We start from the raw sequence: 23,299 nt of genomic DNA on the forward strand, positions 1-23,299 counted from the left end.
TTGTCAGCGGCCTGTAGGCAAGCAGGAAAGAGGTGTTCTTATGACTACATGGTGCATTTGGCTAATAGCGGTGCTTGTTGTTTATATTGCCCAATTAGCTGCCGTTTTTATTATGGAGCATCACAGGCCGGCGCAGCTGACGGCATGGCTGCTGATTGTTTTTGCTTGTCCGCTTGTAGGCTTCATAGCCTATCTTATTCTTGGGAAAGATTTCACAAGACGCAGGCGCATAGAACGATTTAAACAAGCGGCTATACGCAGCGCGAACCAAATGTCTGAAAAGGTATATGGGGCAAAGGACATTGGAAACAAGCAGCTAGAGCAGCAAGACAAGCTGTATGCCATGCTTACTGGACTAGTTCCTTTTCCCATTACTCGCAACAATGAAGCGATTGTATTAACGAATGCCCAAGACACCTATGAAGCGATATTGGAGCAGCTTGAGCAAGCAAGCCATCATATACATATGGATTATTACACAATTCGAGATGATGATATCGGCTCGCGTTTTTTGCAGGTGCTTACACGAAAAGCGCGAGAGGGCGTAGAGGTTCGTGTTGTGTATGATGGCATCGGCAGCTTGCATTTAGGTGAAGCCTATCTAACCGAGCTGCGCCTCTCAGGTGCCCAAACGAGCTGCTTTCTTCCCCCTCGAGTTGCCTTTTATGACAGAAAATTAAATTATCGCAATCATCGCAAAATCGTCGTTGTTGATGGGAAGGTTGGCTTTGTCGGAGGTATCAATATCGGTGATGAATATTTAGGAAAGGACCCGAAGCTGGGCTTTTGGCGCGACACCCATATGCAATTAAAGGGCGACTCGGTTTATTACTTGCAGGAGCTGTTTATGAACGATTGGGCGTTTGCCGCAAAAGAAGAGCTTGATAGCGAAGCTTATATGCCAAGGCACAGTTGCCAAGGGGATGAGCGTGTATTAATTGTGCCAAGCAAGCCGGGTCAGCATAATCATAAAATCATAGAGGTTATGTTTGCGGCAATAACCGCAGCGAGCTCGCGAATTTTTATAACTACCCCCTATTTTATTCCCGATCCTAGTCTTGTGATGGCACTCAGAACGGCGGCTCTCAGCGGCTTGGATGTTAGGCTGATTATTCCGGGCATAGCCGACTCGAAGCTTGTGCTGCTCGCAACCTTATCGTATATCCAGGATATGCTTGGGGCGGGAGTTAAGGTTTACCGTTATGAGAAAGGCTTCGTTCACGCGAAGGTGATGATCGTTGATCGCATGCTGGCAACTGTTGGTACAGCGAATGTCGATATGCGAAGCTTGATTAGCAACTTTGAACTCAATGCGGTGCTGTTTGATGAAGGAACGATCGATCGTCTGGAGGCTGACTTTATGGAGGATTTACGGAATAGCAGGGAGCTGGAGCGCCAATCGTTCCAAAATCGTCCAAGGGGGCAAAAGGCAGCAGAATCCCTGCTCCATATGCTCTCGCCGCTGCTCTGACGAATGCATGGCACAAAGCCATTTCGGGCATATTTTTCGTAGTGGCTCAGAGCAACGAGCTGGGCGCAGCAATTGCATACGCAAGCCGTCATGCATGCGAAAAAAATAAGGGGAGGGTACTACAATGACGGATACGAATAATGATGAAAAGCAAACAGCAGCAGAGCCGATGCATGAGGGCAGAGATGATTATTTTATGGATATCGACAGGATGGTAAATGAAGGCCTCGGCGGCGGCAACGTTACGCTGCAAAACGGCCTGATCGACGAGTCGACTACCGATACGATGGAGCGGGAATCAAAGTAACAGAAGTTACTCAGATAGGGAACACAATAAAAGGCAGAAGGAGGGCTTGGTTAAATGGAAACAGCGCGCGCAATGCAAATTTATGAGTCGGAGCAAACATTTTTGGTTCAACTTGACGAGGATTCAGTCTGGATCGAAAATGTGGACGAAGCGAACGGCATGGCGACCGTTATGGTCGGGAACAATCCTGTAAACACAAAGACGGTATCCTGCGATCGATTGAAGGAAGTCAGCAAGTAAACTATCCAACGTTTCAAGCAAATTACACATGACAAGAGGCTATCCCGCATATCGGAGGGGTAGCCTCTTTCATTCGTATATTCGGCTTTATCCGCCGTACGCATCACGAAAGGCAGCGCACAGCTTGGCGCGATCGACTTCCCACAGCTCTGCAATCTCAGCGCTGACATTTTCGTCCCACCAATCGGATTGGATCTTGCGATTGCTCTGATTTTCGACGATCCAGGTAAGATTTAAAATAACCTTCTTAAAATAGAGCTCTTCGGCCTGCTCCATTTTTTCCTTCGATATCCACAGCTTCATTCGCTTGACGGTTCTATAAAGCTCTTTGCTGCAGGCTCTTCGGAATTTTCGCGCGGTTGGAAAGCCGGCGTCATGCTTAGGCGTGTTAGCTTTCATTGTCAAACCGACTCCTCTCTATCCCATATGTATGCGCCCGGGGAGGAGGAGGTCACAGTTACTCGTTTAGCGGTTAAAAGAGTTACTGTACGACGATATAGCCGACCATTGGGCCGCCATGGCGCATATCGGTATGGGTCAAGCATTGAATCGGATAAGTGCCTTCCTTATCGGCCGTAAAACGAACAACCGTTGTTTTGCCTTTTGTTACTTCGCCCCGAATGCCTAGCCCCTCCACGACAAACGGATGGCTATTTCCGTTTACGCCGCTAATTTGCAGCTCAATCGACTCGCCTTTGTTCACGTGCACGGTGCCGGGATGCCAGACATACACTTCAAGCTCCTTGCCGTCGGCGGTTTGTGTTTTGTATTCGCCAGTCACAAGCTGGATGACTCGCGCCTCGGCAGCCTGTCCGCTAACCGTTCGCGATTGGTTCCAGCTTAAGTAAACGCCGGTTAAAATGATCAGTGCAGCTACTACGATAAACAATTGGATCTGTCGTTTGCTTACGATAAATACTTTGGACATGAAACGATCACCTCGACTTTTCGTATCATTTAAGGCTAGTCTATGCATGGGCTTGTCAGCACATGACAAAAGTGGAAGGCTGTCTGTAACGTATGTTAGAATAGCTTGAGTGCTGGAGTTGCAAGCAAATGCTTCATTTTTATGAAGGAAGGCGGATTGAGAGCAGAAATGGATTTGATTCATGAATTATTGGATGGCGTACTGAAATGGGTAGAGAGCTTAGGGTATTTTGGTATTTTGATCGGACTATTAATTGAAGTTATTCCAAGTGAAATTGTATTAGGCTATGGAGGATATCTCGTATGGAAAGGGGATATTTCCTTCTGGGGCGCTGTTTTTTTCGGTACGCTTGGCGCGGTCGGGCAAAACTGGATCCTTTATTGGATCGGTCGATACGGCGGACGTCCAATTGTTGAGAAGTATGGCAAGTATATCAAAATCAAGCAAAAGCATGTCGACATTTCAGAGAGTTGGTTCAACAAGTATGGTGCAGGTATCGTGTTTACAGCACGCTTCGTACCCGTAATGAGACAGGTTATTTCGATTCCAGCCGGTATGGCGCGCATGAACTTTGGATTATTCACTCTACTCACTGCGCTTGCATCGCTGCCTTGGTCCATTTTATTTGTTTACTTAGGCAAATCTCTTGGCGAAAACTGGGATAAAATCGACGAGAAAGCTGCGCCGTATGTTCAACCAGCCATTTTAATCGCAATAGCACTTCTTATCGTATATGTTCTTTTCAAATTTGTACGCTCGCGCCGCAAATCGGTATAATGGAATCGTATAGGAAGCGAAATGAATCATTAACCATTAAATGGATGAGAGAGGGATTCTTATGAGCAAAAGCGTAGCAGACAAGCTCGGCAAAGGCATTAGCCCACAGCAGTTCATTGACGGCATGACAAAAAATAAAGAGAAGTTTATCGAATGGTCCGAAAAGTTTGTTTGGGCAGATGTGAGCGACAAGGAATATTTCGATTCGCTGAACAATCGTGACGATCTTCGGGTGTTGATTCTGATGGCAGATTGGTGCGGTGACGTTGTTCGCAACATTCCCGTTGTATTCAAAGCGCTTGAGAATAGCGGCATTCCGACAGAGGTGCTTATTATGGAAGAGCATCTCGATACGATGGACCAATTTTTGACGATGGGCGGCCGTTCCGTTCCCGTCGTTATTATTGCGGATACAGGCGGAGCTGTGCTTGGACAATGGGGACCGCGTCCGATCCACGTACAGGAAGCGATGATTGCGTTCAAACAGCAAAATCCAGATCGAGAAGCAGCAGATTATCAAGATAACCTTGCTGTTACTAGGCAAGAGATTGGCCGCCGTTATGGAGAAGGAACCGAATACCAATCCGTAATCGTTAAAGAGCTCCGTACTTTGCTGGAGTCGTTTTAAGAAAGGCATGAATGAAAATATGAAAATCGAAACCTTTACATTAGGACCGCTGCAGACAAATTGTTATCTGATTACAGTAACAGAACCGGCAACGAGCGAAGGAGAGCAGCCCACAGAACGGGCTATCGTCATTGATCCGGGCATGAATCCCAAAAAACTGCTTGAGCGGCTTGATGGCGTAAAGGTGGAAGCTATTCTGCTGACGCATGCGCATTTTGACCATATGGGCGGAGTAGATGAGCTGCGCAAGGCAGCCGGATGCCCAGTCTACATACATGATTTGGAGGCGGACTGGCTAACCGATCCGCGCAAGAACGGCTCGATGAGATGGCAGGATGTAACGCCGCCGCTCTCTACGGATGCTGCTGAGCATGCGCTTGCGGAGGGACAAACCTTGAAGCTGCTAGGCTTATCCTTCCGAGTTATGCATACGCCAGGCCACTCGCCTGGCAGTGTCAGCCTCTTGTGCGGCAGCCATTTGTTCTCTGGCGATGTGCTGTTCAAATTGTCGGTTGGCCGTACGGATCTGCCTGGCGGGCGCGAGCGGGATCTTTATGATTCCATTCGTTTGAAGTTGTACAAGCTAAGTCCAGATGTCATTGTATATCCGGGACATGGCGGACGTACGACGATAGGTTATGAAATGGCAAACAACCCGTATACGGGAGCATGATGCAAGGAAGGGGCATGACGTTTGGCGGATTCAAAGGTACTGCATTTTACAGAGGAATCAGATGAAGGTACGGGAAAAACGAAGCTGACAGCGGAGCAGAAGGCAGCTGAAGGCCAGCGAATCATGAACGGCATAGCAGCGCAGCTATCCATTCCGATCACGAAGGTGAAATCGGCTGTAAGCTTGCTTGACGAAGGCAATACGATACCATTTATCGCCCGTTACCGTAAGGAAATGACCGGCGAGCTTGATGAAAATGACTTGCGAGCGATCGAAGAGAAGCTGCAGTACATGCGCAATCTGGAAGAGCGAAAGCGCGAGGTTATTCGCCTCATCGATGAGCAGGGCAAGCTGACGGAAGAGCTGCGTGCGGATATCAATAAATCGGTTAAGCTGCAGGAAATCGAGGATCTTTACCGCCCGTACCGGCAAAAGCGCAAAACGCGCGCCAGCGTCGCGAAGGAAAGAGGGCTGGAGCCTCTATCTGAATGGCTATGGTCGCAGCCGCGCAGCGGCGATCCGCTTGCTGAAGCTGCAAGCTATGTAAATGAGGATAAAGGGGTGCCGACCGCTCAGGATGCGCTTAACGGCGCAATGGACATCATCGCGGAAAACATTGCAGACGATGCTTCGATTCGTGCTTGGGTGCGTAAATTCACCTTTGACCAAGCGCTCTTGAAGACAGAAGCAAAGAACGCCGCTGAAGAAACGGTCTATGAAATGTATTACAGCTACCAGGAGCCGGTTCGCAAGCTGCCTCCGCACCGCGTGCTTGCCATCAATCGAGCAGAGCGAGAGGACGTTCTGCGCGTTTCATTTGACGTCCCGACGGAACGTATTCATGAGCATATTCAGCGAAAGCTGCTTAGAAATGGTACAGTCCAGTCCGTACGCGATGTGCTTGCTGCCGTAATTGAGGATTGCTACAAGCGATTAATTTCGCCTTCCATTGAACGCGAGGTGCGCGGCGAGCTGACGGAGAAAGCGGAGGAGCATGCGATTTCGATTTTCTCGGAAAATTTGCGCAACCTTCTGCTTCAGCCTCCCGTTCGCGGCAATATCGTGCTTGGTGTAGACCCTGCGTTCCGTACGGGCTGCAAGCTGGCAGTTATCGACGATATCGGAAAGCTGCTTGAGGTCGCGGTCTCATACCCTACCCCGCCAAACAATAAGGTGGCGGAAGCGGAGAGGCTGATCAACGGGCTGATTGATAAATATAAAGTTGAACTAATCGTAATCGGCAACGGAACGGCATCCCGCGAGACGGAGCAATTTATCGCGGCCTTGATAGGCAAGCGTAAGACGGCTGCTCCGGGCGGGCCCGAGCTGAAGTATATAATCGTCAATGAAGCTGGCGCAAGCGTCTATTCGGCCTCCAAGCTCGCTCAGGAGGAGTTTCCGTCCCTTGACGTGGCAGAACGCAGCGCGGTATCGATTGCCCGCAGGCTGCAGGATCCGCTCGCTGAGCTCGTCAAGATTGAGCCTAAGGCAATCGGCGTGGGCCAGTACCAGCATGATGTGAGTCAGAAGCGTCTCGACGAGACGCTTGGCGGCGTAGTCGAATCGGCGGTTAACCATGTCGGAGTCGATGTGAATACGGCATCCGCATCGCTTCTCTCCTATGTAGCGGGCATTAATGCAACGATCGCGAAAAACATCGTCAAATACCGGGATGAGAACGGTCGGTTCGTGAAGCGGGCGCAGCTCCAGAAGGTGCCGCGTCTTGGCGCTAAATCGTATGAGCAATGCATCGGCTTTTTGCGTATCGTCGAACCCGTTAACCCACTCGACAGCACGCCTATACATCCGGAGTCCTATGATGTGGTAGACAAGCTGTTCAAGGAGCTGGGCCTTACGCTTAAGCATCTGGGCTCTGAGGAGCTGAAGGTGAAGCTTTCCCAGCTTGATGCGGACCGAGTTGCACCTGAACTCGGAGTTGGCGTTCCGACGCTTCGTGATATTATGGACAGTCTGATTAGACCGGGACGAGATCCTCGCGAGGAGCTTCCGCCTCCGATTTTTCATACCGATGTGCTGAACATTGAAGATTTGAAGCCAGGGATGGAGCTTCATGGAACGGTTCGCAACGTTATTGACTTTGGCGCTTTTGTTGACATTGGCATCAAAAATGACGGGCTCGTCCATATCTCCCAGCTGAGCGATAAATTCGTTAAGCGTCCGATGGATGTCGTATCCGTTGGCGATACGGTCACCGTATGGGTGCTCAGCGTTGATGAGAAGAAGGGCCGCGTAAGCTTGACTATGCGCAAGCCTAACTAAATAGCAATCCAGAATAAGGGTTTGCCTGTCACTAGGCAAGCCCTTATTCTTTAGTAAGAGCATGGGCATCCCATACAAAAAGGAGTGCGATGACTATGAAGACAGACAAAAGCAGCAGCACCGCCCATCCAAAATGGTTCGGACTTTCGCTTCAGGCGCTCGTTGTTTTATCGCAAAAGTCGGAAATTTGCCCGAGCGCTGCAATCGCGGACTGCTTGAAGTCGGAGGCGACTCAGCTGCGCAGAGTGCTTGCAAAGCTGGCAGCAGCACAGCTTATCGAAACAAGGGAAGGCCGCGACGGAGGCTACAGATTGAAGCGCCCGCCTGAGGCCATCTCGCTTGCAGAGGTATATACCGCGCTCAAGGTCGGAGAGCCTTTCTGCAGTGGAATGCTGGAGACGATCGGCATTCATGATACAGATCTGAAAATGAAGTCGGCGTTTACCGATATTGCGCAAGAAATCGAGCAGAAGACGATTGATACGCTGAAGAACTGCACGATCGCTCAGCTCGCAGAAAGAACATTATCACAATCTTCGTAAAAAAGTAAATTTAATAAAGTTAGTTAATTGACAAACATAACGGTACGAACTATACTGTGTATATAAATTGTACAGTTAACCGGATGTAAACTGTGCGGATAATTACACAGTATGTATTTGAAAATAACTGTGGACCATTCTACACAGATAAAAAATATTCCTTTGGAGGGAAACCAAATGTCATCCACTCAAATTGATTCGCAAGTACAAGTTCAAACGAATGAAAGCTCTGAAGCTGCTTTTTTCGACGTACTGAATAGCCGTCGTTCCGTTCGTAAATATGACAGCAGCGTCGTTATTTCGGAAGAGGAAATTCGTGAGATTTTGGAAATTGCTACAAAAGCACCTTCTTCCTCGAACATGCAGCCTTGGCGTTTTCTTGTCGTCACTGATCCAGAACTGAAGCAAAAGCTTCTTCCAATCGCATTCAATCAACAGCAAGTTGTAGAAGCATCGGCGATCGTTATTGTACTCGGCGATCTAGAAATGTACTCCTTGTCCGACAAGATCTATCATGCGACTGTAGCAGCTGGTTTTATGACGGAGGAAGTGGCGAGAAATTTCATCGACAACTCGGTCAAAATGTACTCATCCTTGCCGGCTGAGCGCTTGAAGGATATCGTTGTCTTCGACACAGGCCTTGTGGCTATGCAAATTATGCTGACAGCGCGTGCTAAAGGCTATGATACGGTACCAATGGGCGGGTATAACAAAGATCAATTGAAAGAGTTCTTTAATATTTCGGATCGTTACGTACCTACTCTAGTGCTGCCAATAGGCAAAGCGGCTGTTGAAGCTCATCCAACAACTCGTTTGTCAATTGATGATATTACTTTTTATAACGGACTATAATAGCTGATTGCAAGTAGCATGCAAAAACCGGCCTCTCACTTGATGAGGCCGGTTTTTTCGTTCAAATATAAGTAGTTGATTGCTAGGCAATGATAACCTGCTTATATTACTCCGCGAAATGAGCTATTTACGGGTAAAGGAATTTGTCTCATGCGGTTATGTGATGCGAATAGCATGCATTATTGAAATTCGGTGCCGTTGCCTTGTTCCTTCGGACTTTGTTTGTTGCGGTAGAAATACCAGCAGTCATTAAGCAGCTTAATCTGCCTGCGGTCTTTCTTCTGAAAAGCTCGCATCAGTTGATTGCACAGCCACTGTGGCATTATACATCGTCCTCCTCCCGTGCCTAACTTGTTGTAATACTACAATATGGGGGAGGGCGAGTGTCCGTGCAGGTCCAACGTAAATGCTGCCTAAATGCTCTGTTCTTCTTCGTACTCCTCATACCACTGCTCAAGCTGAGCCTGTAGAGCTCGGATTTCCGTAAGCAGCGAGATAAGAGGATATGATTTTTCTTGCACGCTTGCAAAATCCTTCTCCAGGCTGTTGATGTAATCCAGCCCTGATACGATAGCGATTGATGAATCATGAAGCTCGACATCGTTGCATTCCGCGACAGCGTAAGGCAAGCTTGGTACATGCTCGGCAGTTAATTTATCGATTTCTTTATGAAGCCGCAGATTGAGCGCGCTTAGCTGATAAGCGTGTGAATCAGGCATTTCGACGAATAAGATGCTGTCGTTTTGTTTCAGTAGGACGTAGCGCATTGTAGCCATAATAGTTCTAGATCTCCCCTCGGTATGTTGCCGGTGCATCATGCTGCAGATTTTTCTGCAAATTCTATAATTCCTACTTGACAGTGTAGCGTATCGCGGCTTTAAAATTCAAGTAGTTGGGGGAGATTAATCAATGAACAATGAAGCATTGCAGCAATGGGTTGAGCAAATATCAACTGCGTTTTTTGGCCGTCCGTTTCTACATCAAGCAACATTCAACAGCCGTCTAAAGGCAACGGGAGGACGTTATTTTACGCGCTCGCACAACATAGAGATCAGTCCGCATCAGCTTTCCTCGTTTGGGCATGAGGAAACGGAGAAAATTATTAAGCATGAGCTATGTCATTATCATTTGCATATAATGAAGCGGGGATACCGGCACCAGGATGCTGATTTCAAAAATTTGCTTGCCCATGTTGGCGGCTCACGCTATTGCCAGACCCTTCCGGAGCGCGCAGAGCGCAAGCAGCAGCCGTTTCGGTACAAGCTCATTTGCAGCAAATGCGGGATGGAATATTTGCGAAAGCGGAAGATTGATCCAGCCAAATATGCCTGCGGAAAATGCCGCGGAAAATTAAAGCTAATATGGATTGACAATCAAAATGCAACATGATATATTATTACTTGTCACTTTTACTTTTCCCTGATAGCTCAGTTGGTAGAGCACTCGACTGTTAATCGAGTTGTCACAGGTTCGAGTCCTGTTCGGGGAGCCAGATTTGGAGAGATACCCAAGTGGCTCAAGGGGACCCTCTGCTAAGGGGTTAGACTGCGTAAGTGGTGCGAGGGTTCGAATCCCTCTCTCTCCGCCACATTTTTTTCACAAGTGCTTGTAACGGGAAGACCGTTCATCCGGTCTTTTTTATTTGCCGCTTGAGGTTGCGACTTTGTGAGAAGCTTATTGATGTGACACATAAGGCCCGTTGGTCAAGTGGTTAAGACACCTCCCTTTCACGGAGGTAACAGGGGTTCGAGTCCCCTACGGGTCACCATTTATCCTCAAAGTGTACCAGCTCTAAGGAGCTCGATTCAATCACAGCGAGAGCCATTAGCTCAGTTGGTAGAGCACCTGACTTTTAATCAGGGTGTCGAAGGTTCGAGTCCTTCATGGCTCACCATTTTCTAGCATTGCTAAGGAAATGTGAGTGAAGGATGATCGACTTATAAATGTGCGGTAGTGGTGGAACGGCAGACACGCTATCTTGAGGGGGTAGTGTCCCATGGACGTGCAGGTTCAAATCCTGTCTACCGCACCATAACTTACTCTTTGCCGATGTATATAGGTGAACTTAGAAGGTGTCATAAAGCACTTTTCTGATAGATGATGCCACTTTATATTCAGATCATAAAAATCTGACTAGAGAGTGGTTTTTTCGTTATAAGTTACTCGAACCGTCCAAACAGATGCATCATTAGAGATGAGGAGCTGTAAACATGAAAATAAACTTAAACTTTACGAACAAAGGACAAGCGGCGATTGGGAAATTTAATAACGAGGAATTGCTCGAGATTTTTGGGCGTTACAGCAACACCTTAATGAAAAAGTATTCCATTGAAGTGACTGTACCTGCGGAAGGCAATGAAGCGATTATCGAGAAAGGGACGCTTTCGGTTTATGTAGACAAAATCGAATGCGATGTTGACACGTTCTTTAAGGAATTAGGAAGAGATGTTAAGGTTCCTTTGAAGAAGAGACTTACGCCTGAAGACAAGTTGGACAACGTATTTAAAGCGGAAACCATTGAATAATGTAAGCAGTGCGCTGCTCTGAAAATTCTTCAAAAAATGCTTGTACTCCTGCTAATTAGCTGATATAATCATTTTTGTTGTCTCAGACAGCGATTGATTTTTGGCATCAAAACGGCCCGTTGGTCAAGTGGTTAAGACACCTCCCTTTCACGGAGGTAACAGGGGTTCGAGTCCCCTACGGGTCACCATTCTTCCTCAAAGTGTATCAGCTCCTGGAGCCTCTGCACAGTCACATTGAGAGCCATTAGCTCAGTTGGTAGAGCACCTGACTTTTAATCAGGGTGTCGAAGGTTCGAGTCCTTCATGGCTCACCATTCACTTAGCAAGCTGAAGGCGAATGAGAGCGAAGGAAACGACATTCAAACTTAAAATGTGCGGTAGTGGTGGAACGGCAGACACGCTATCTTGAGGGGGTAGTGTCCCATGGACGTGCAGGTTCAAATCCTGTCTACCGCATCATAACAAATACATTCGAAGTCCTTGCGAAAGCAAGGGCTTTTTTTATATTTACTGCTTGGAAAACCGCAAAGCATGGGCAGGAGCAGCAGCTTATTTTCCAAGGAACGAAGGCTCGTGTCTCCGCTCCATGGCAGGTTAAGGCGTCTACGGCGCTGGCTAATGGCTTTCTAGCGACGAACGCGCGGTTTGGGAGGCGGAGCTTCATCGCTGCTATGAGGCATTGCCAGAGGTGGCCTGCGAGGGGTATGCCGATCAATTTGATAATATGATCACGGCTATTGAGAGAGGCGCCCCATTGTATGCTTATAGTAACGCGGCTTGGCTATGGCCTGATCGTTACGCGCGTGTTGATGGGGACGAGTTTGGATAGGGCAAGGACGTCGTCGTTATACATGCGGATACAGCCAAGCGAGACGAGATGGCCGATAGATGAAGGATCATTTGTGCCATGAATGCCATAATGGGGCTTTGATAATCCCATCCAGAAGGCGCCGAACGGACCGCCTGGATTAGCTTGCTTGTTTATAATCGTATATTCGCCGATAGGCGTCTGCGTGACCATCCTGCCGATGCCAACAGGAAAGGACCTTGTAACGATGTTGTTATCGAGCAGATGCAGCTGGCGATCGGAAAGATCAACGATAATGCGATAATCGGGCATGGGGCTCCACTCCTTTTCTCGTAGGTTATGTAGAGCAGTGGAGGTTTGCTTCAAGAGTTAATATTTGGAGTTACTTCGCACATTATTTGATGCTATGCTATATTTATATATAATAATTATAATTAACTTTAAATTTAGCCTTGGAGGCTTGAAAAGATGAGCTCAGAAAGAGAACCTCTTTACATACAAATTCAGAACTATTTTAAAGAACTCATCAGTACGAGGCAGCTGAAGGAAGATGACAAAATTCCGACGGAAAAAGAAATGATTGAGCAATTCAAAGTCAGCCGGATTACGGTGGCGAATGCGCTTAACGAGCTTGCGAGGGAAGGTTGGATTTATCGTATTCCCGGCCGCGGAACCTTCGTCAAAGGGGTGCCAGAGCAGGAAATAATGCCGGAGAAATCAGTTTCTGCGCCTGCCCTGGAGAGCTCGAATAACTTGGGACGATCTAAGATCGGTCTCATTTTTCCTTTTGTGGATGATTATTTCGCGATTCGTCTTATTCGGGGCATTACGGATGCTCTGGAGGATAGCGAATATTCACTGGTGATGATGTTTAGCTTTAACTCAAAGGAACGAGAGAAAGAAATTATCCGCGATTTGAAAAACAAGGTGGAAGGCTTGATCATCTTCCCGGTTGATGCAGAAATCTATAACGAGGAAATCATTGCGCTGAAAATGTCCGAATATCCATTTGTACTTATTGATCGCTATCTTCCCGGTGTAGAAACGAACGCCGTATACTCAGACAGTATGCTGGCGGCCAAACTAGCTGTAGATCATCTATGGAGCCTAGGTCATCGTGAAATCGCAATCTGTTCGGATTCGCCGGTGCCTACTGTGTCTGTTGATGATCGGATCAACGGCTACATGAACGCTTTAAGAGCGCGTGGGGCGATGATCAATCCGGCCATGCTCCTTACGGATTTTGACTCCGAAATGGACATGCTGGACCCGGAGCATCCATTGTTCCGTTATATCAAGAACCGTGTAGCTACTGCATTTATTGCCTTGAATGGAAACCTGGGCTTCAAAATTTGGTCGATCGCCAAACGAGCCGGCATAAAGGTGCCTGAAGAGTTATCTATCGTCACGTTCGATAATCCCAGCCCGATGATGGAGGATCTTAGCCTGTTTACCCATATCGACCAATCGGAAAGCGATATGGGTTTGAAGGCGGGAGAGCTGATTTTGCATATTTTGAAGGGCAAGCAGCTTTCGACGCAAAATATAAGGACGGTACTAGAGCCAAAGCTGGTTATCAAGCAAACAACCGCAGCAATTAACGAATCATTATCATTGTAATATTTCAAAATGGAATATTGGCAAAGCATATTGAACCTGACCGAGCTTGGTTAGGTTTTTTTGTGTTGCGGCGGTTTTTATGAGAAACATTAATATTGTCTATATTAAATATATCATTGTAAAAAACCAAAAACCGAATTATACTGAAAGCGTTTACTAAATCTTAATATTTGCTGGAGGGGTTCATTATGTCAAAGAAACGTATGTCTGTTTTGCTTGGGCTGACGCTTGCTGCAACAATCGCAGGACAAGGCGCTTCTGCTTCTTCGGACCAGAAAGAAGCTGTTAAAAGCGGCAAATGGTTAACGGGTGAATATCATGTGCATACCTATCAATCCGATGACGCGCAGCATTCATTGACCTCCTTGCTGGATCAAGGGTTTGAGAATTACGGCCTCGATTGGATGGGGTTTGCGGATCATCTGCGAATGGAATCGAGAGATGACAACGGACAACCGCTGCCGAATGGATCCATCCCGTTCTCTCAAGGGATGCTGGAGTATCAGGTACCAAAGATCAAGCAGCTGCAAGAGGCAGGCAAATATGCTGGGAAAATCATATTCTCAGGCTTTGAGTGGGATATGCCGACCTATGAGCATGTTGGGATTGGTATTATTACGGACAAGCCAGGCTCCGAGCAGAGCTTGAAAGCGGCTAATCAGTTCGAGTATTTGTTCACGAACCGTGAAGAAAAGTATTTTGATCCGGCTGATGCGGCCGAATGGACGTCAAAGGACAGCCGGGCTTTCTCTACGCGCGAAGATGCGCGTACGGCATTGAAATGGCTGGAGACCAATTACAAGAAGACCAGCTTTGCAATGTTCAATCACCCATCGAGAAAAACGGTGTACACGATAGCGGATTTCCGCGATTTCAACAATATCGCACCGACTGTTGCTTTCGGCTTTGAAGGCATGGTGGGCAATCAAATGGAACCTGATCGCGGCGGACTCAATTTAGCAACTCCGAAGAACCGGACATACGGCGGTGCAGATTACATGCTGGCTCAGAAGGGCGGCGCTTGGGATGCGCTTCTGGGAGAAGGACGCCGGTTCTGGAATTTTGCCAATTCAGATTCACATTTCTTCATTAGCGACAATCGTCTGTATTCAAGCGGATACCGTCCGGGCGAATATTCGAAAAACTATACTTGGGTGAATGGCAGCGATTCACTTGCAGTGTTGAACGGCATGCGTTCGGGGAAATCGTTCTCCGTATTCGGCGATTTGATCAATGTCCTTGATTTCAACATAGCGAAGGGCAACAACAAGGCTGAGATGGGCGGGGAGCTGAAAGCGAAAAAGAACGAACAGCTGACTGTAACTATTAAATTTAAAAGCCCGAAAAAAAATAACAATGGCGATGCCGTTGAAGTCGATCATGTGGATCTCATCTCGGGTGATGTGACAGGAAAAGCGAAGCCGGGAACAGATGCGTACAACAAGGAAACCAACGATTCAACCAAGGTGCTTAAGCGCTTTACAAGCAAGGAGTGGAAAACGACGAAAGACGGCTACAATGTCATTGCCTTTAAAGTAAAAGCTTCCGATAAAAATCAGTATTTCCGGCTTAGAGGCACTAATTTGGGTGTTAACGTGCCAGGGGAGACGCTAAACGGAGAGCCGTTGATGGATGAGAAGACGGATATCGAAGATAACGAAGCTCGGTTTATCGAAATCAACAAAAGAAACTACAAAGATCTGTGGTTCTACTCCAACCCGATTTTTGTAAGTGTGAAATAAGGATTTTAACATGGACAAACAAATAAAATAGTGCTTGGAATAACGGAAACTGCAGCCGCGCGGCTGCAGTTTTTTTATGTGCTTTTATGACATAAAGCTATATTGACATATTTGCAATATTAAATATAATAAACATAGAACTACTAAAGAACGGAGGCAACTTAAATTGATTTCATCCTCGAAGCCGCAATTATTCGCTCCGACTCAAAAAGTCAGTTTTAAAACGAAGCTGCGCCAATTTCATAGACGCAAGAGAGATCCGATCGCCGCACTGCTTATTTTGGGACCGCTGGTTCTATGGTGGATTGTCATTGGCGGCGTTCCGACCCTGTTTGGCTTCTTGCTCGGCTTCTTCGACTGGGTTGGGCTTACGGCTAAGCCTGAGTTCATCGGACTCGGAAATTATGTTCAGTTTTTCTCTGATCCACTCTACTATGAATCGCTATTCCGGGCCGTATGGATGGGCTTACTGGGAACGGGCTTAACTATCTTGTTCGGATTTGGAGCTGCATTGCTAATGAACCTGCCTCTAAAGGGCAGAGGTATTTATCGAACCATTTGGTATGTACCTGTCGTAACTTCCACGGTGGCTACCACTCAGGTGTTCAACATTTTTCTTGATCCGAACAATGGAGTTATCAATAATGTGTTGATCAGTCTGGGGCTGCAGCCGATTTTGTGGGGCTACTCCACATTTTGGGGTGTGTTCTGGATTATCGTGTATACGGTGTGGAAAGGCATCGGAGGCACGGCGCTATTATGGCTGGCCGGGCTGCAGTCGATCGACAGGCAGCTGTATGAAGCGGCGCAGATGGACGGCGCAAATGCTTGGAAGCGATTTCTACATGTGACGATGCCGGGCTTGAAGCCGATTACGACGTATGTGATGATAACCGGCTTTATCGGAGCCGTTCAAATTTATGAGCAAGTCATGTTCATTACAGGCGGCGGGCCTTTCGGCACGACGGAGGTGCTTGTTTTCCGGATTCTTAGGGACGCTTTCTGGGACTTTAACTTAGGGATGGCCGGAGCTTCATCCGTCGTGCTCGCTGGGGTTGTCTTCCTGTTCACGGTCATTTATTTCCGATTGATGACCGAGAACGAGAGAACGAGCCGCAAGGGGAGGAAACGAGTATGAGTCATATGATGTCGGCAAAACGGCGCAAGCCGCTTTATCTGCTAGGGCATGCTTCCTTGCTGCTTGGCGGTTTGGTTCTTCTGTATCCGATTCTGTTTATCGTACTGGTCGGCTTTATGACGAAGGAGGAATATGCATCGACCGTAATCGGTCTGTTCCCTTTCCCGCAGGAAATGACGTTTAAAAATTATGCGACGCTTGTGTTCGGCTCGGCAGACAGCAATGTACAAACCTATTTCGTCAACTCGCTCCTTCGAACCGGCTATAGCGTTGTTTGGGCATGTCTGACCTCATTGCTTGCTGGATATGTATTTGCAAGATTGAAATTTGCAGGACGAGAGACTCTTTTCCTTGCATTGCTGGCATCGCAAATGATTCCCGGCGTCGTGGGCTTGATTCCTACGTTTATTCAATACGCAAGATGGCCGTATGCAGGAGGGAACGATGTATTTTTCGGCGGACAAGGTATTTTGGATTCGTTCTGGGTATACGTAATCGGCGGTCCAGCCATCAACATTATGGGAACCTTTCTAATGAAGCAATCGCTCGAGAAGCTGCCGTATGAGCTGGAGGAGGCGGCTAGAGTGGACGGTGCTAGCTTGATCCGAATCATCTTTGGTCTAGTTCTGCCGCTGCAAAAGCCGATCTTGGCATTTATCGCGATTACAACGGCGATTGGGACCTGGAATGACTGGTCGACGCCATTCTTCTTCACGAGCAGCGACAGTCTCCAGACACTGCCAGCTGCGATTACGAGGCTCAGCTCCATCGCCTCGAACCCGATGAGCATTCCTGATTATCCGCTCATCATTACGCTGGGCCTTGGCGTCACGCTGCCTGCCCTGCTCTTATTCTTTTTCTTTCAACGGTACATGGTGGAAGGACTAGCGAACAGTGGGCTGAAGGGCTGATAACTGATTTTTGATAGACTTACGACGGGGGTTGACTAACTTGATAAAAATACGCAGAACAAAAATAATGCTTATCTTGCTCGTTATTATCGCTGTTCTCGGAACGGCTGCATGCTCGTCTTCTAAGGGCAGCGGCAAGGAGTCGGCTGAGACCAATGGAGCTTCTGAGGCTGGCAATAATCCGCTTGTCGTACTAGCCGATGGAGCCATTAATCTGGGAACAGGCAGCGGAGATGAGGTTGTAGAACGCAGAAAGAAAGATATGTTGACTACAGAGTATGGAAATGACGGTAAATTTCAATATGAATGGACCTCATTAATTAATGAAGAGATGAAGAAGCAAGGCATCGCTCTCAAATATGAGGATTGGGGCTGGGCGGAGCCTTTGATCCAGAAGCAATCTACAGCTATCCTCTCCGATCAAGGACCGGATATTATGATCGGCGAGACGCAGTCGCCGGGGTTCGCGGCTCAAGGGGTATTCGAGCCTTTCCCGGAATGGCTTGAACAAGAAATTCGCGAAAACATCGTCGATGGCGCATGGAAGCCGATGGAGGTTGACGGCAAAATATACGGCGTTGCCGTGCAGCCGGGTGTCAGCAATTTGTATTGGAACAAGGAACTATTCCGGCAGGCCGGTCTCGACCCGGAGAAGCCTCCGGTTACTTGGACCGAGTGGACCCAGATGTCCAAAAAAATTGCCGAAGCGGGCAAAGGGAAGTTTTTTGCGGGAGGCGTCTACGCAGGTCCGAATTTCGGCGGCGTGCTGCGGTTCGGCTCCTTGTTAATGGTAAGCGGCGGCGGATTCGTTGACGAAGCGAATAAAGCGGCTTTCAATCAGCCGAGCAATACAGCGGCCTTCGAGCTAATCCGCGAGCTGGGCAAATACAACAACAAAGGCGCATTGGTATCGAATGCGGAAGCTCCGTTCTGGGATGGATTCCAAAAAGGCCAGTTGGCTTTCGCGGTTGACGGACCTTGGCGGGCTCAAATTTGCAAGGATCTGGAGATGGATTGCGGCATTGCGCCGCTGCCGATTCCTGAGGGCGGCAAAGTAGGGAATTTAACGATCGGAGCAGCCTTCCTATCGGTTCCGTCCTACTCGAAAAACAAAGAAAATGCATTCAAGTACATTCAAGCGGCAATCAGCCCTGCATCGCAGGAAATCGTCAAGACGTTCAACATTCGTCCCGTTATACGCAAGGATATCGGAGAAAGCGACGGCTATCAAACGGAGCATCCAGAGCTCTTCCAGGTTTATCAGGGGTTGAAGGAAAACGTGCAAGGACTGCCGACCTTTGACAAAGCCAGTTCGAAAGTATGGCAAGCCTTTCAAGAAGCGATGGCTAAGACGTTCATGACGGATGAGCCGATCGATAAGCTGTTGAACGAAGCGCAAGAAAAAGCGGATAAGCTGACACGCTAATACGAATTAGGGAGACTAGATCATATGAAACTTTTGGATTTTGTTAATCCACTGCAAGGTACCGCATCTGTCATGAAATTCTCAAATGGCAATACGCTGCCTCTCATTACACGTCCGTTCGGGATGGCAGCATGGAGTCCGCAAACGGATGAAGCGGGAGAAAGATGGTTTTTCCATCCTTCCCACCGGAGCCTGCAAGGCATCCGTCTAACTCATCAACCAAGCCCGTGGATGGCTGATTATGGACATTTGCTGCTAATGCCTCAAGCAGGTCCGTTATATTTGTCACCATTTGATTGGGCGTCTTCTTTCAGGCCTGAGGAAACAATTATCAGACCTGACTATTACCGCGTTCGGCTGCTACGCTATAGAGCGACACTGGAGCTTGCACCAACCGTACGCTGCGCCGTCATTCGAATCCGCTTCGAGGAGCGGGACGGCGCTCGGTTTCTCGTATCGCCATTTGAAGGCGAGTCTGCCATTCAGATCGACTCGGCAGCCCGCCTTGTGACAGGCTTCACGAGAGCGAACAGCGAAAATCTCGTTCCGGAAAATTTTGCTGAGTATTTTGCTATTTCATTCGATTGCGACATTAATGAAGGGCAAAGCGGAACGTTCGATAAGGAATTTGCTTCAAGCGAATCAAGGGAAGCGAGCGGAAACCGTGTCGGCGCTTATGTCGGTCTGAAAGTTCCTGTAACAGGCTATGTGCAGGTTAAGGTCGCGACCTCCTTTATCAGTGTCGAGCAAGCTCTCCTAAATATGAAAAATGAGATCGGCGAACGCGGCTTTGATGAGGTTAGACTGGATGCAGCCGAACAGTGGGAGACCACCCTCGGCAAAATCCAAGTCGAGGACGAGGATGATGAAAAATTAAAAACGTTCTATACGAGCCTGTATCGCACCTCGTTGTTCCCGAGAGTTTGGTATGAGTATGACAATATGGGCAATCAAGTCCACTATAGCGCGTTTAGCGGCAATGTAGAATCAGGCCCGATGTATTCAGACAATGGCTTCTGGGATACGTTTCGAACGGAGTATCCGCTGCTTTCGATTCTCTCGCCAACGCTCGTAGGCGAAATGCTGCAGGCTTGGGTGAATGTGTATAAGGAAGGCGGCTGGATGCCGAAGTGGGTGTCGCCGGGGGAAAGAAGCTTAATGCCTGGCACGTTGATCGATGCGGTGTTTGCAGACGCTTATGTCAAAGGCGTTCGCGGCTTCGACATAGAGGCTGCTTATGAAGGCTTGAAGAAGCATGCAACCGTAGATTCCGGGAAAGAAGGCATTGGGCGCAAAGGTTTGGCCGATTATGTGAAATATGGATTTATGCCAAGCGATAAATACCACGAAAGCGTGAGCAACGCACTCGATTATTATTATGGCGATTTCTGTATCGCTCAGCTTGCTGACGGATTAGGAAAACACGAGGAAAGCCGGAAAATGCTCGAAAGGTCTAAAAATTATGCTCGGCTATACGATCCGCAAACCGGCTTTATGCGCGGGCTAAAGGCAGACGGGAGCAGGGAAGACGAGTTCGATCCATATGCTTGGGGCGGCGATTACTGTGAAGGCGGCCCTTGGCAAACGAGCTGGGCGGTACAGCATGATTTGCTGGGACTCGCTATGCTTATGGGCGGGAGAGAGAAGATGTATAACCGGCTGCTTGAGCTGTTTGCGACGCCGCCGCACTTCCGCATAGGTTCGTACTCTTTTGAGATCCACGAAATGTCGGAGATGGCCGCTGTTGATTTTGGACAATTCGCCATCAGCAACCAACCAAGCTTTCACATTCCTTACCTATTTACAGCCATCGGCTATCCGGCGGAAACGCAGTATTGGGTGAGAAAAACGATGGAGGAATTGTTCAGCTCGCATCCAGACGGCCTGCCTGGCGATGAAGACAACGGAAGCATGAGCGCTTGGTACATTTTTGGAGCGCTCGGCATCTATCCGTTATCTCCGGGAACGCCGGAATATGTATGGGGAAGTCCGTTATTCAAAAAAGCGGTGCTAACTTTGGAGAATAGTGTGCAGCTTACAATAGAATCGGAAAATAACAGCGCGGAAAATGTTTACGTTCATGCCATTTACGTTAACGACGAGCTTCAGGACGGTTTGTCGATTCCACATGAGACGCTTATGGGCGGCGGCACGATCCGCTTCGTGATGACGGACCGCCCTGTAATTAAGGAGTATGCGGAGGAACAGCTGCCATTCTCGCTCAGCAGCTGCATGAAGGAGAGTTTGCTGTGACCAAAACAAGGAAGAGAGCATCGAGCATAATAGTTATGCTGCTGGCTGCCATCATCATTTTGTCGGGATGTCAGAAGACGGCGTCGGAATCGGAATCTATATTTCCTAAATTAAATATAGCCAAGCATCTTTATGTCATTAAAGGCGATGATCTTAAAGAAGAAGAGTGGGTGCTGGCTGAAACGCTGCAAGGAATCATGGCGCAGGATCAAGTGGAGATTTATATCGACAACGGCAACGCTTATACCGTTTGGCTGGAAGATATGAAAGCAAACTATGGCATTACCTACGAGTATGTTCCGTCTGTCTGGGATCTCGTTGACAAATTCAAAGGCAAGCTGGCTGAAAATGGATTCGTCCAGTTCAAACGAAGCAACACTTCGACTGTTAATGCAGCCACCACTGTCAGCGGTGCGTTGAAGTATGCGGCAGTGGAAGAGTCTCTAGCGAATAAGGCCGTCCAGCATGGACTGGTCAAGAAGCTTGATGTGAGCGACAAGGACGAAATGTGGGCTTTAACCGAATATGGGGACAAGCTAAATAAAGATTTTATATTCAAACAGGAGTACAGCTTGGATTCACTGAGGGATTACGGTGCTGCGGTAAAAGGTTTCTTCATGTACGATGCCAGCCTCGCGGATATGAAAGAAGCGTTCAATTGGACGAATCCGAACAGCGCCATTATGGGGTGGCATTCGGATGAGCTCTCCGGCGTTGATACGGCATCTCGTCTGGGCAAAATGACGATCGCTTCGGACCATGCGCATAATCTCTCGGTATTCTCGGCGCTTCCGCGCGATCAAATGAAACAGAAACCGTCGAAGAAAAACGCGCGAGACGGCGACAAGGTCCACTACGTCACTTTCATTATGAGCGATGGGGACAACGTGCAATGGTATGCGAACGGTGCGCCGCTCGCCTCCAAGATGCAAGGCCATAAGGACAAGGGAAAGGTTCCATTTGGCTGGTCTATTGCACCTAGTTTAGCGGATCTTGCCCCAAACATAATGAAATACAGCTATGAGAAGGCAACGGAGAATGATCATTTTGTTGCTGCTGTGTCAGGCATTGGCTACATCAATCCGTCGCTCTATCCGGAAGAAACATTGAAAAAATTTGTGAAGGATACAAACGATTTCATGAAGAGAGCTGATTTGAAATATGTGTCGATTCTCGATAATGAAATCTCGCAAGATGTGATTGATCAATATGCCGCTCAGGACCAAATCGAAGGCGGATTCTACTTCATGGGCTACAAATATGGAGATGGAAAAGGCGCGATCTCTTGGTCAAACGGAAAGCCGTTTGTAGCTGCGCGGGAAACGCTGTGGGAGACGGAGCCGCAAGAGATGGCCGTTCGATTGAACAGCTACAAAAAGGATGCTAGCGTAATTGAAGGCTACACCATGGTTAATGTGCATCCTTGGTCTCACAACTATCAGGACGTTTTGGACATCGCGGCTAATCTCGGCCAAGACGTCGTTGTCGTAACGCCTGACGAATTCATGGAGCTGATTAAGAAAAATGTAAAGCAGGAAAATGTGAGCGAGCTGAACGATGTGACCTCCTTTGATTATTCCGGGGTGAAGAAAAAGCTTGACGAGGGAATCATTGATTTGGACGAGGTCGCAAATATGACAGCAGATACGAAGTTTATATACACCTTCGACAAAGATTCGGAAGGCTGGGCAGCAGTCGATGCCGGCAAAGAATACGACAAGGCTGGCTGGTTCGAGCAAGACGGCAACGGATTTTTGCAGATGGACGGGTCTGACCTGGGCAAAATGGATCTGAAGCCGAATAGTTATTTCTACAAGAAGCTCTTATTGCCAAGCGGCAAGGTCACGATGAGCTTCGACATCAAGTCGAAAAGCGCCGAGCACGACGGAGATTTCCAAATTGAAATCATTCAGGAGGATAACTCGATTACGACCTTGGCCCCGTGGGAGACGATCAAATCAGGGGAGTGGACGGCCAGAACCGTTGACTTGAGCGCATTTGCCGGCAAGGCCGTAACGATTCTTCTGGAGCAGTCCGACAGCGGACAAGGAGACGGCGAGTATATTCATTTGGACAATGTGAAAATTACTGTAGAGTAATGATCAAACTATGCTAAGCCAAGGCCAGACACCCTTCTAAGCAAGGGGCTCTGGCCTTATGGCATGGCGACCTGGGAGA

At 48.0% G+C, this 23,299-nt stretch carries 23 protein-coding genes and 8 tRNA genes; 26 read left to right on the forward strand and 5 right to left on the reverse strand.

Features of this window, described 5'->3' with window-relative positions; translation table 11 throughout:
- The first annotated feature begins 40 nt into the window (after positions 1 to 40).
- The 3 genes from cls to AC2TDN_RS01410 all read left to right on the forward strand — a co-directional run bounded on the left by cls (position 41) and on the right by AC2TDN_RS01410 (position 2,018).
- Positions 41 to 1,471: a cardiolipin synthase gene (gene cls, locus AC2TDN_RS01400; protein WP_484686784.1), complete on the forward strand. Its 1,431-nt coding sequence runs from the start codon at positions 41 to 43 to the stop codon at positions 1,469 to 1,471.
- A 124-nt stretch (positions 1,472 to 1,595) separates the two neighbouring features.
- Positions 1,596 to 1,778: a hypothetical protein gene (locus AC2TDN_RS01405; RefSeq protein ID WP_482065065.1), complete on the forward strand. Its 183-nt coding sequence runs from the start codon at positions 1,596 to 1,598 to the stop codon at positions 1,776 to 1,778.
- A gap of 54 nt (positions 1,779 to 1,832) precedes the next feature.
- Positions 1,833 to 2,018 carry an H-type small acid-soluble spore protein gene (locus tag AC2TDN_RS01410; RefSeq protein WP_482065064.1) on the forward strand — a complete coding sequence of 62 codons (186 nt, stop codon included), beginning with the start codon at positions 1,833 to 1,835 and terminating at the stop codon, positions 2,016 to 2,018.
- A gap of 87 nt (positions 2,019 to 2,105) precedes the next feature.
- On the opposite strand, the gene AC2TDN_RS01415 is transcribed toward AC2TDN_RS01410, so the two are convergent.
- Positions 2,106 to 2,417 carry a dehydrogenase gene (locus tag AC2TDN_RS01415; protein ID WP_484686785.1) on the reverse strand — a complete coding sequence of 104 codons (312 nt, stop codon included), beginning with the start codon at positions 2,415 to 2,417 and terminating at the stop codon, positions 2,106 to 2,108.
- Positions 2,418 to 2,499: 82 nt separating this feature from the next.
- On the reverse strand, positions 2,500 to 2,946 hold the full coding sequence (locus AC2TDN_RS01420; RefSeq protein WP_484686786.1) for a cupredoxin domain-containing protein: 447 nt from the start codon (positions 2,944 to 2,946) through the stop codon (positions 2,500 to 2,502).
- A 168-nt stretch (positions 2,947 to 3,114) separates the two neighbouring features.
- Between AC2TDN_RS01420 and uptA the strand changes: the two genes are divergently transcribed.
- From uptA to AC2TDN_RS01450, 6 genes are all read left to right on the forward strand, one after another.
- The gene (gene uptA / locus AC2TDN_RS01425) at positions 3,115 to 3,723 is read left to right on the forward strand and encodes an undecaprenyl phosphate transporter UptA (protein ID WP_482065321.1); all 609 of its coding nucleotides are present in this window, start codon (positions 3,115 to 3,117) and stop codon (positions 3,721 to 3,723) included.
- A gap of 61 nt (positions 3,724 to 3,784) precedes the next feature.
- A complete protein-coding gene (locus tag AC2TDN_RS01430; protein WP_484686787.1) occupies positions 3,785 to 4,351 on the forward strand; it encodes a thioredoxin family protein in 567 nt (188 codons plus the stop codon).
- A gap of 19 nt (positions 4,352 to 4,370) precedes the next feature.
- A complete protein-coding gene (locus AC2TDN_RS01435) occupies positions 4,371 to 5,024 on the forward strand; it encodes an MBL fold metallo-hydrolase (RefSeq protein ID WP_482065060.1) in 654 nt (217 codons plus the stop codon).
- A 123-nt stretch (positions 5,025 to 5,147) separates the two neighbouring features.
- The gene (locus AC2TDN_RS01440; RefSeq protein ID WP_484686943.1) at positions 5,148 to 7,304 is read left to right on the forward strand and encodes a Tex family protein; all 2,157 of its coding nucleotides are present in this window, start codon (positions 5,148 to 5,150) and stop codon (positions 7,302 to 7,304) included.
- A 95-nt stretch (positions 7,305 to 7,399) separates the two neighbouring features.
- Positions 7,400 to 7,846, forward strand: a complete 447-nt coding sequence (locus AC2TDN_RS01445) for an RrF2 family transcriptional regulator (protein WP_484686788.1) — start codon at positions 7,400 to 7,402, stop codon at positions 7,844 to 7,846.
- Between the two features lie 177 nt (positions 7,847 to 8,023).
- The gene (locus tag AC2TDN_RS01450; RefSeq protein WP_484686789.1) at positions 8,024 to 8,698 is read left to right on the forward strand and encodes a nitroreductase family protein; all 675 of its coding nucleotides are present in this window, start codon (positions 8,024 to 8,026) and stop codon (positions 8,696 to 8,698) included.
- Positions 8,699 to 8,877: 179 nt separating this feature from the next.
- On the opposite strand, the gene cmpA is transcribed toward AC2TDN_RS01450, so the two are convergent.
- Both cmpA and AC2TDN_RS01460 read right to left on the reverse strand, forming a co-directional pair.
- Entirely contained in the window at positions 8,878 to 9,021 is a 144-nt protein-coding gene (gene cmpA / locus AC2TDN_RS01455; protein WP_141680301.1) for a cortex morphogenetic protein CmpA, read from the reverse strand.
- Positions 9,022 to 9,111: 90 nt separating this feature from the next.
- A complete protein-coding gene (locus AC2TDN_RS01460; protein WP_169083638.1) occupies positions 9,112 to 9,474 on the reverse strand; it encodes a hydrolase/acyltransferase in 363 nt (120 codons plus the stop codon).
- A 133-nt stretch (positions 9,475 to 9,607) separates the two neighbouring features.
- On the opposite strand from AC2TDN_RS01460, the gene AC2TDN_RS01465 reads away from it, so the two are divergent.
- The 10 genes from AC2TDN_RS01465 (at position 9,608) to AC2TDN_RS01510 (ending at position 11,679) form a co-directional block, all read left to right on the forward strand.
- The gene (locus AC2TDN_RS01465; protein WP_482065056.1) at positions 9,608 to 10,087 is read left to right on the forward strand and encodes a SprT family protein; all 480 of its coding nucleotides are present in this window, start codon (positions 9,608 to 9,610) and stop codon (positions 10,085 to 10,087) included.
- A gap of 27 nt (positions 10,088 to 10,114) precedes the next feature.
- A tRNA-Asn gene (locus AC2TDN_RS01470) sits at positions 10,115 to 10,190 on the forward strand.
- Between the two features lie 5 nt (positions 10,191 to 10,195).
- Positions 10,196 to 10,286, forward strand: a tRNA-Ser gene (locus tag AC2TDN_RS01475).
- Between the two features lie 105 nt (positions 10,287 to 10,391).
- Positions 10,392 to 10,466: transfer RNA gene (locus tag AC2TDN_RS01480), tRNA-Glu, on the forward strand.
- 50 nt (positions 10,467 to 10,516) lie between these two features.
- A tRNA-Lys gene (locus tag AC2TDN_RS01485) sits at positions 10,517 to 10,592 on the forward strand.
- Positions 10,593 to 10,645: 53 nt separating this feature from the next.
- Positions 10,646 to 10,730: transfer RNA gene (locus AC2TDN_RS01490), tRNA-Leu, on the forward strand.
- A gap of 178 nt (positions 10,731 to 10,908) precedes the next feature.
- Positions 10,909 to 11,223, forward strand: a complete 315-nt coding sequence (locus tag AC2TDN_RS01495) for a hypothetical protein (protein ID WP_482065055.1) — start codon at positions 10,909 to 10,911, stop codon at positions 11,221 to 11,223.
- A 113-nt stretch (positions 11,224 to 11,336) separates the two neighbouring features.
- A tRNA-Glu gene (locus tag AC2TDN_RS01500) sits at positions 11,337 to 11,411 on the forward strand.
- 50 nt (positions 11,412 to 11,461) lie between these two features.
- A tRNA-Lys gene (locus AC2TDN_RS01505) sits at positions 11,462 to 11,537 on the forward strand.
- A 60-nt stretch (positions 11,538 to 11,597) separates the two neighbouring features.
- A tRNA-Leu gene (locus AC2TDN_RS01510) sits at positions 11,598 to 11,679 on the forward strand.
- Positions 11,680 to 12,004: 325 nt separating this feature from the next.
- On the opposite strand, the gene AC2TDN_RS01515 is transcribed toward AC2TDN_RS01510, so the two are convergent.
- Complete coding sequence (locus AC2TDN_RS01515) at positions 12,005 to 12,343, reverse strand: L,D-transpeptidase (protein WP_482065054.1); 339 nt, start codon at positions 12,341 to 12,343, stop codon at positions 12,005 to 12,007.
- Positions 12,344 to 12,499: 156 nt separating this feature from the next.
- Between AC2TDN_RS01515 and AC2TDN_RS01520 the strand changes: the two genes are divergently transcribed.
- The 7 genes from AC2TDN_RS01520 (at position 12,500) to AC2TDN_RS01550 (ending at position 23,220) form a co-directional block, all read left to right on the forward strand.
- Positions 12,500 to 13,651, forward strand: a complete 1,152-nt coding sequence (locus AC2TDN_RS01520; RefSeq protein WP_482065053.1) for a GntR family transcriptional regulator — start codon at positions 12,500 to 12,502, stop codon at positions 13,649 to 13,651.
- 188 nt (positions 13,652 to 13,839) lie between these two features.
- Complete coding sequence (locus AC2TDN_RS01525; RefSeq protein ID WP_484686790.1) at positions 13,840 to 15,393, forward strand: S-layer protein; 1,554 nt, start codon at positions 13,840 to 13,842, stop codon at positions 15,391 to 15,393.
- 166 nt (positions 15,394 to 15,559) lie between these two features.
- A complete protein-coding gene (locus AC2TDN_RS01530; protein WP_484686791.1) occupies positions 15,560 to 16,531 on the forward strand; it encodes a carbohydrate ABC transporter permease in 972 nt (323 codons plus the stop codon).
- Complete coding sequence (locus AC2TDN_RS01535) at positions 16,528 to 17,442, forward strand: carbohydrate ABC transporter permease (protein WP_482065050.1); 915 nt, start codon at positions 16,528 to 16,530, stop codon at positions 17,440 to 17,442. The genes AC2TDN_RS01530 and AC2TDN_RS01535 overlap by 4 nt, the downstream gene beginning before the upstream one ends.
- A gap of 40 nt (positions 17,443 to 17,482) precedes the next feature.
- Complete coding sequence (locus AC2TDN_RS01540) at positions 17,483 to 18,868, forward strand: extracellular solute-binding protein (RefSeq protein ID WP_484686792.1); 1,386 nt, start codon at positions 17,483 to 17,485, stop codon at positions 18,866 to 18,868.
- 24 nt (positions 18,869 to 18,892) lie between these two features.
- On the forward strand, positions 18,893 to 21,121 hold the full coding sequence (locus tag AC2TDN_RS01545) for a GH92 family glycosyl hydrolase (RefSeq protein ID WP_484686793.1): 2,229 nt from the start codon (positions 18,893 to 18,895) through the stop codon (positions 21,119 to 21,121).
- Complete coding sequence (locus AC2TDN_RS01550) at positions 21,118 to 23,220, forward strand: GxGYxYP domain-containing protein (protein ID WP_484686794.1); 2,103 nt, start codon at positions 21,118 to 21,120, stop codon at positions 23,218 to 23,220. The genes AC2TDN_RS01545 and AC2TDN_RS01550 overlap by 4 nt, the downstream gene beginning before the upstream one ends.
- Positions 23,221 to 23,299: the final 79 nt, after the last annotated feature.

This window comes from Paenibacillus sp. Y660 (assembly GCF_057221575.1).

What these genes read in the sequence shown, in the direction of transcription:
- AC2TDN_RS01415 (WP_484686785.1), bottom strand. Translation starts at nt 2,417, where the DNA reads ATGAAAGCTAACACGCCTAAGCATGACGCCGGCTTTCCAACCGCGCGA.
- AC2TDN_RS01525 (WP_484686790.1), top strand. Translation starts at nt 13,840, where the DNA reads ATGTCAAAGAAACGTATGTCTGTTTTGCTTGGGCTGACGCTTGCTGCA.
- AC2TDN_RS01495 (WP_482065055.1), top strand. Translation starts at nt 10,909, where the DNA reads ATGAAAATAAACTTAAACTTTACGAACAAAGGACAAGCGGCGATTGGG.
- cmpA (WP_141680301.1), bottom strand. Translation starts at nt 9,021, where the DNA reads ATGCCACAGTGGCTGTGCAATCAACTGATGCGAGCTTTTCAGAAGAAA.
- AC2TDN_RS01440 (WP_484686943.1), top strand. Translation starts at nt 5,148, where the DNA reads ATGAACGGCATAGCAGCGCAGCTATCCATTCCGATCACGAAGGTGAAA.
- AC2TDN_RS01545 (WP_484686793.1), top strand. Translation starts at nt 18,893, where the DNA reads ATGAAACTTTTGGATTTTGTTAATCCACTGCAAGGTACCGCATCTGTC.
- AC2TDN_RS01515 (WP_482065054.1), bottom strand. Translation starts at nt 12,343, where the DNA reads ATGCCCGATTATCGCATTATCGTTGATCTTTCCGATCGCCAGCTGCAT.
- AC2TDN_RS01420 (WP_484686786.1), bottom strand. Translation starts at nt 2,946, where the DNA reads ATGTCCAAAGTATTTATCGTAAGCAAACGACAGATCCAATTGTTTATC.
- AC2TDN_RS01535 (WP_482065050.1), top strand. Translation starts at nt 16,528, where the DNA reads ATGAGTCATATGATGTCGGCAAAACGGCGCAAGCCGCTTTATCTGCTA.
- AC2TDN_RS01465 (WP_482065056.1), top strand. Translation starts at nt 9,608, where the DNA reads ATGAACAATGAAGCATTGCAGCAATGGGTTGAGCAAATATCAACTGCG.
- cls (WP_484686784.1), top strand. Translation starts at nt 41, where the DNA reads ATGACTACATGGTGCATTTGGCTAATAGCGGTGCTTGTTGTTTATATT.
- AC2TDN_RS01450 (WP_484686789.1), top strand. Translation starts at nt 8,024, where the DNA reads ATGTCATCCACTCAAATTGATTCGCAAGTACAAGTTCAAACGAATGAA.
- AC2TDN_RS01430 (WP_484686787.1), top strand. Translation starts at nt 3,785, where the DNA reads ATGAGCAAAAGCGTAGCAGACAAGCTCGGCAAAGGCATTAGCCCACAG.
- AC2TDN_RS01410 (WP_482065064.1), top strand. Translation starts at nt 1,833, where the DNA reads ATGGAAACAGCGCGCGCAATGCAAATTTATGAGTCGGAGCAAACATTT.
- AC2TDN_RS01460 (WP_169083638.1), bottom strand. Translation starts at nt 9,474, where the DNA reads ATGGCTACAATGCGCTACGTCCTACTGAAACAAAACGACAGCATCTTA.
- AC2TDN_RS01405 (WP_482065065.1), top strand. Translation starts at nt 1,596, where the DNA reads ATGACGGATACGAATAATGATGAAAAGCAAACAGCAGCAGAGCCGATG.
- AC2TDN_RS01435 (WP_482065060.1), top strand. Translation starts at nt 4,371, where the DNA reads ATGAAAATCGAAACCTTTACATTAGGACCGCTGCAGACAAATTGTTAT.
- AC2TDN_RS01445 (WP_484686788.1), top strand. Translation starts at nt 7,400, where the DNA reads ATGAAGACAGACAAAAGCAGCAGCACCGCCCATCCAAAATGGTTCGGA.
- AC2TDN_RS01520 (WP_482065053.1), top strand. Translation starts at nt 12,500, where the DNA reads ATGAGCTCAGAAAGAGAACCTCTTTACATACAAATTCAGAACTATTTT.
- uptA (WP_482065321.1), top strand. Translation starts at nt 3,115, where the DNA reads ATGGATTTGATTCATGAATTATTGGATGGCGTACTGAAATGGGTAGAG.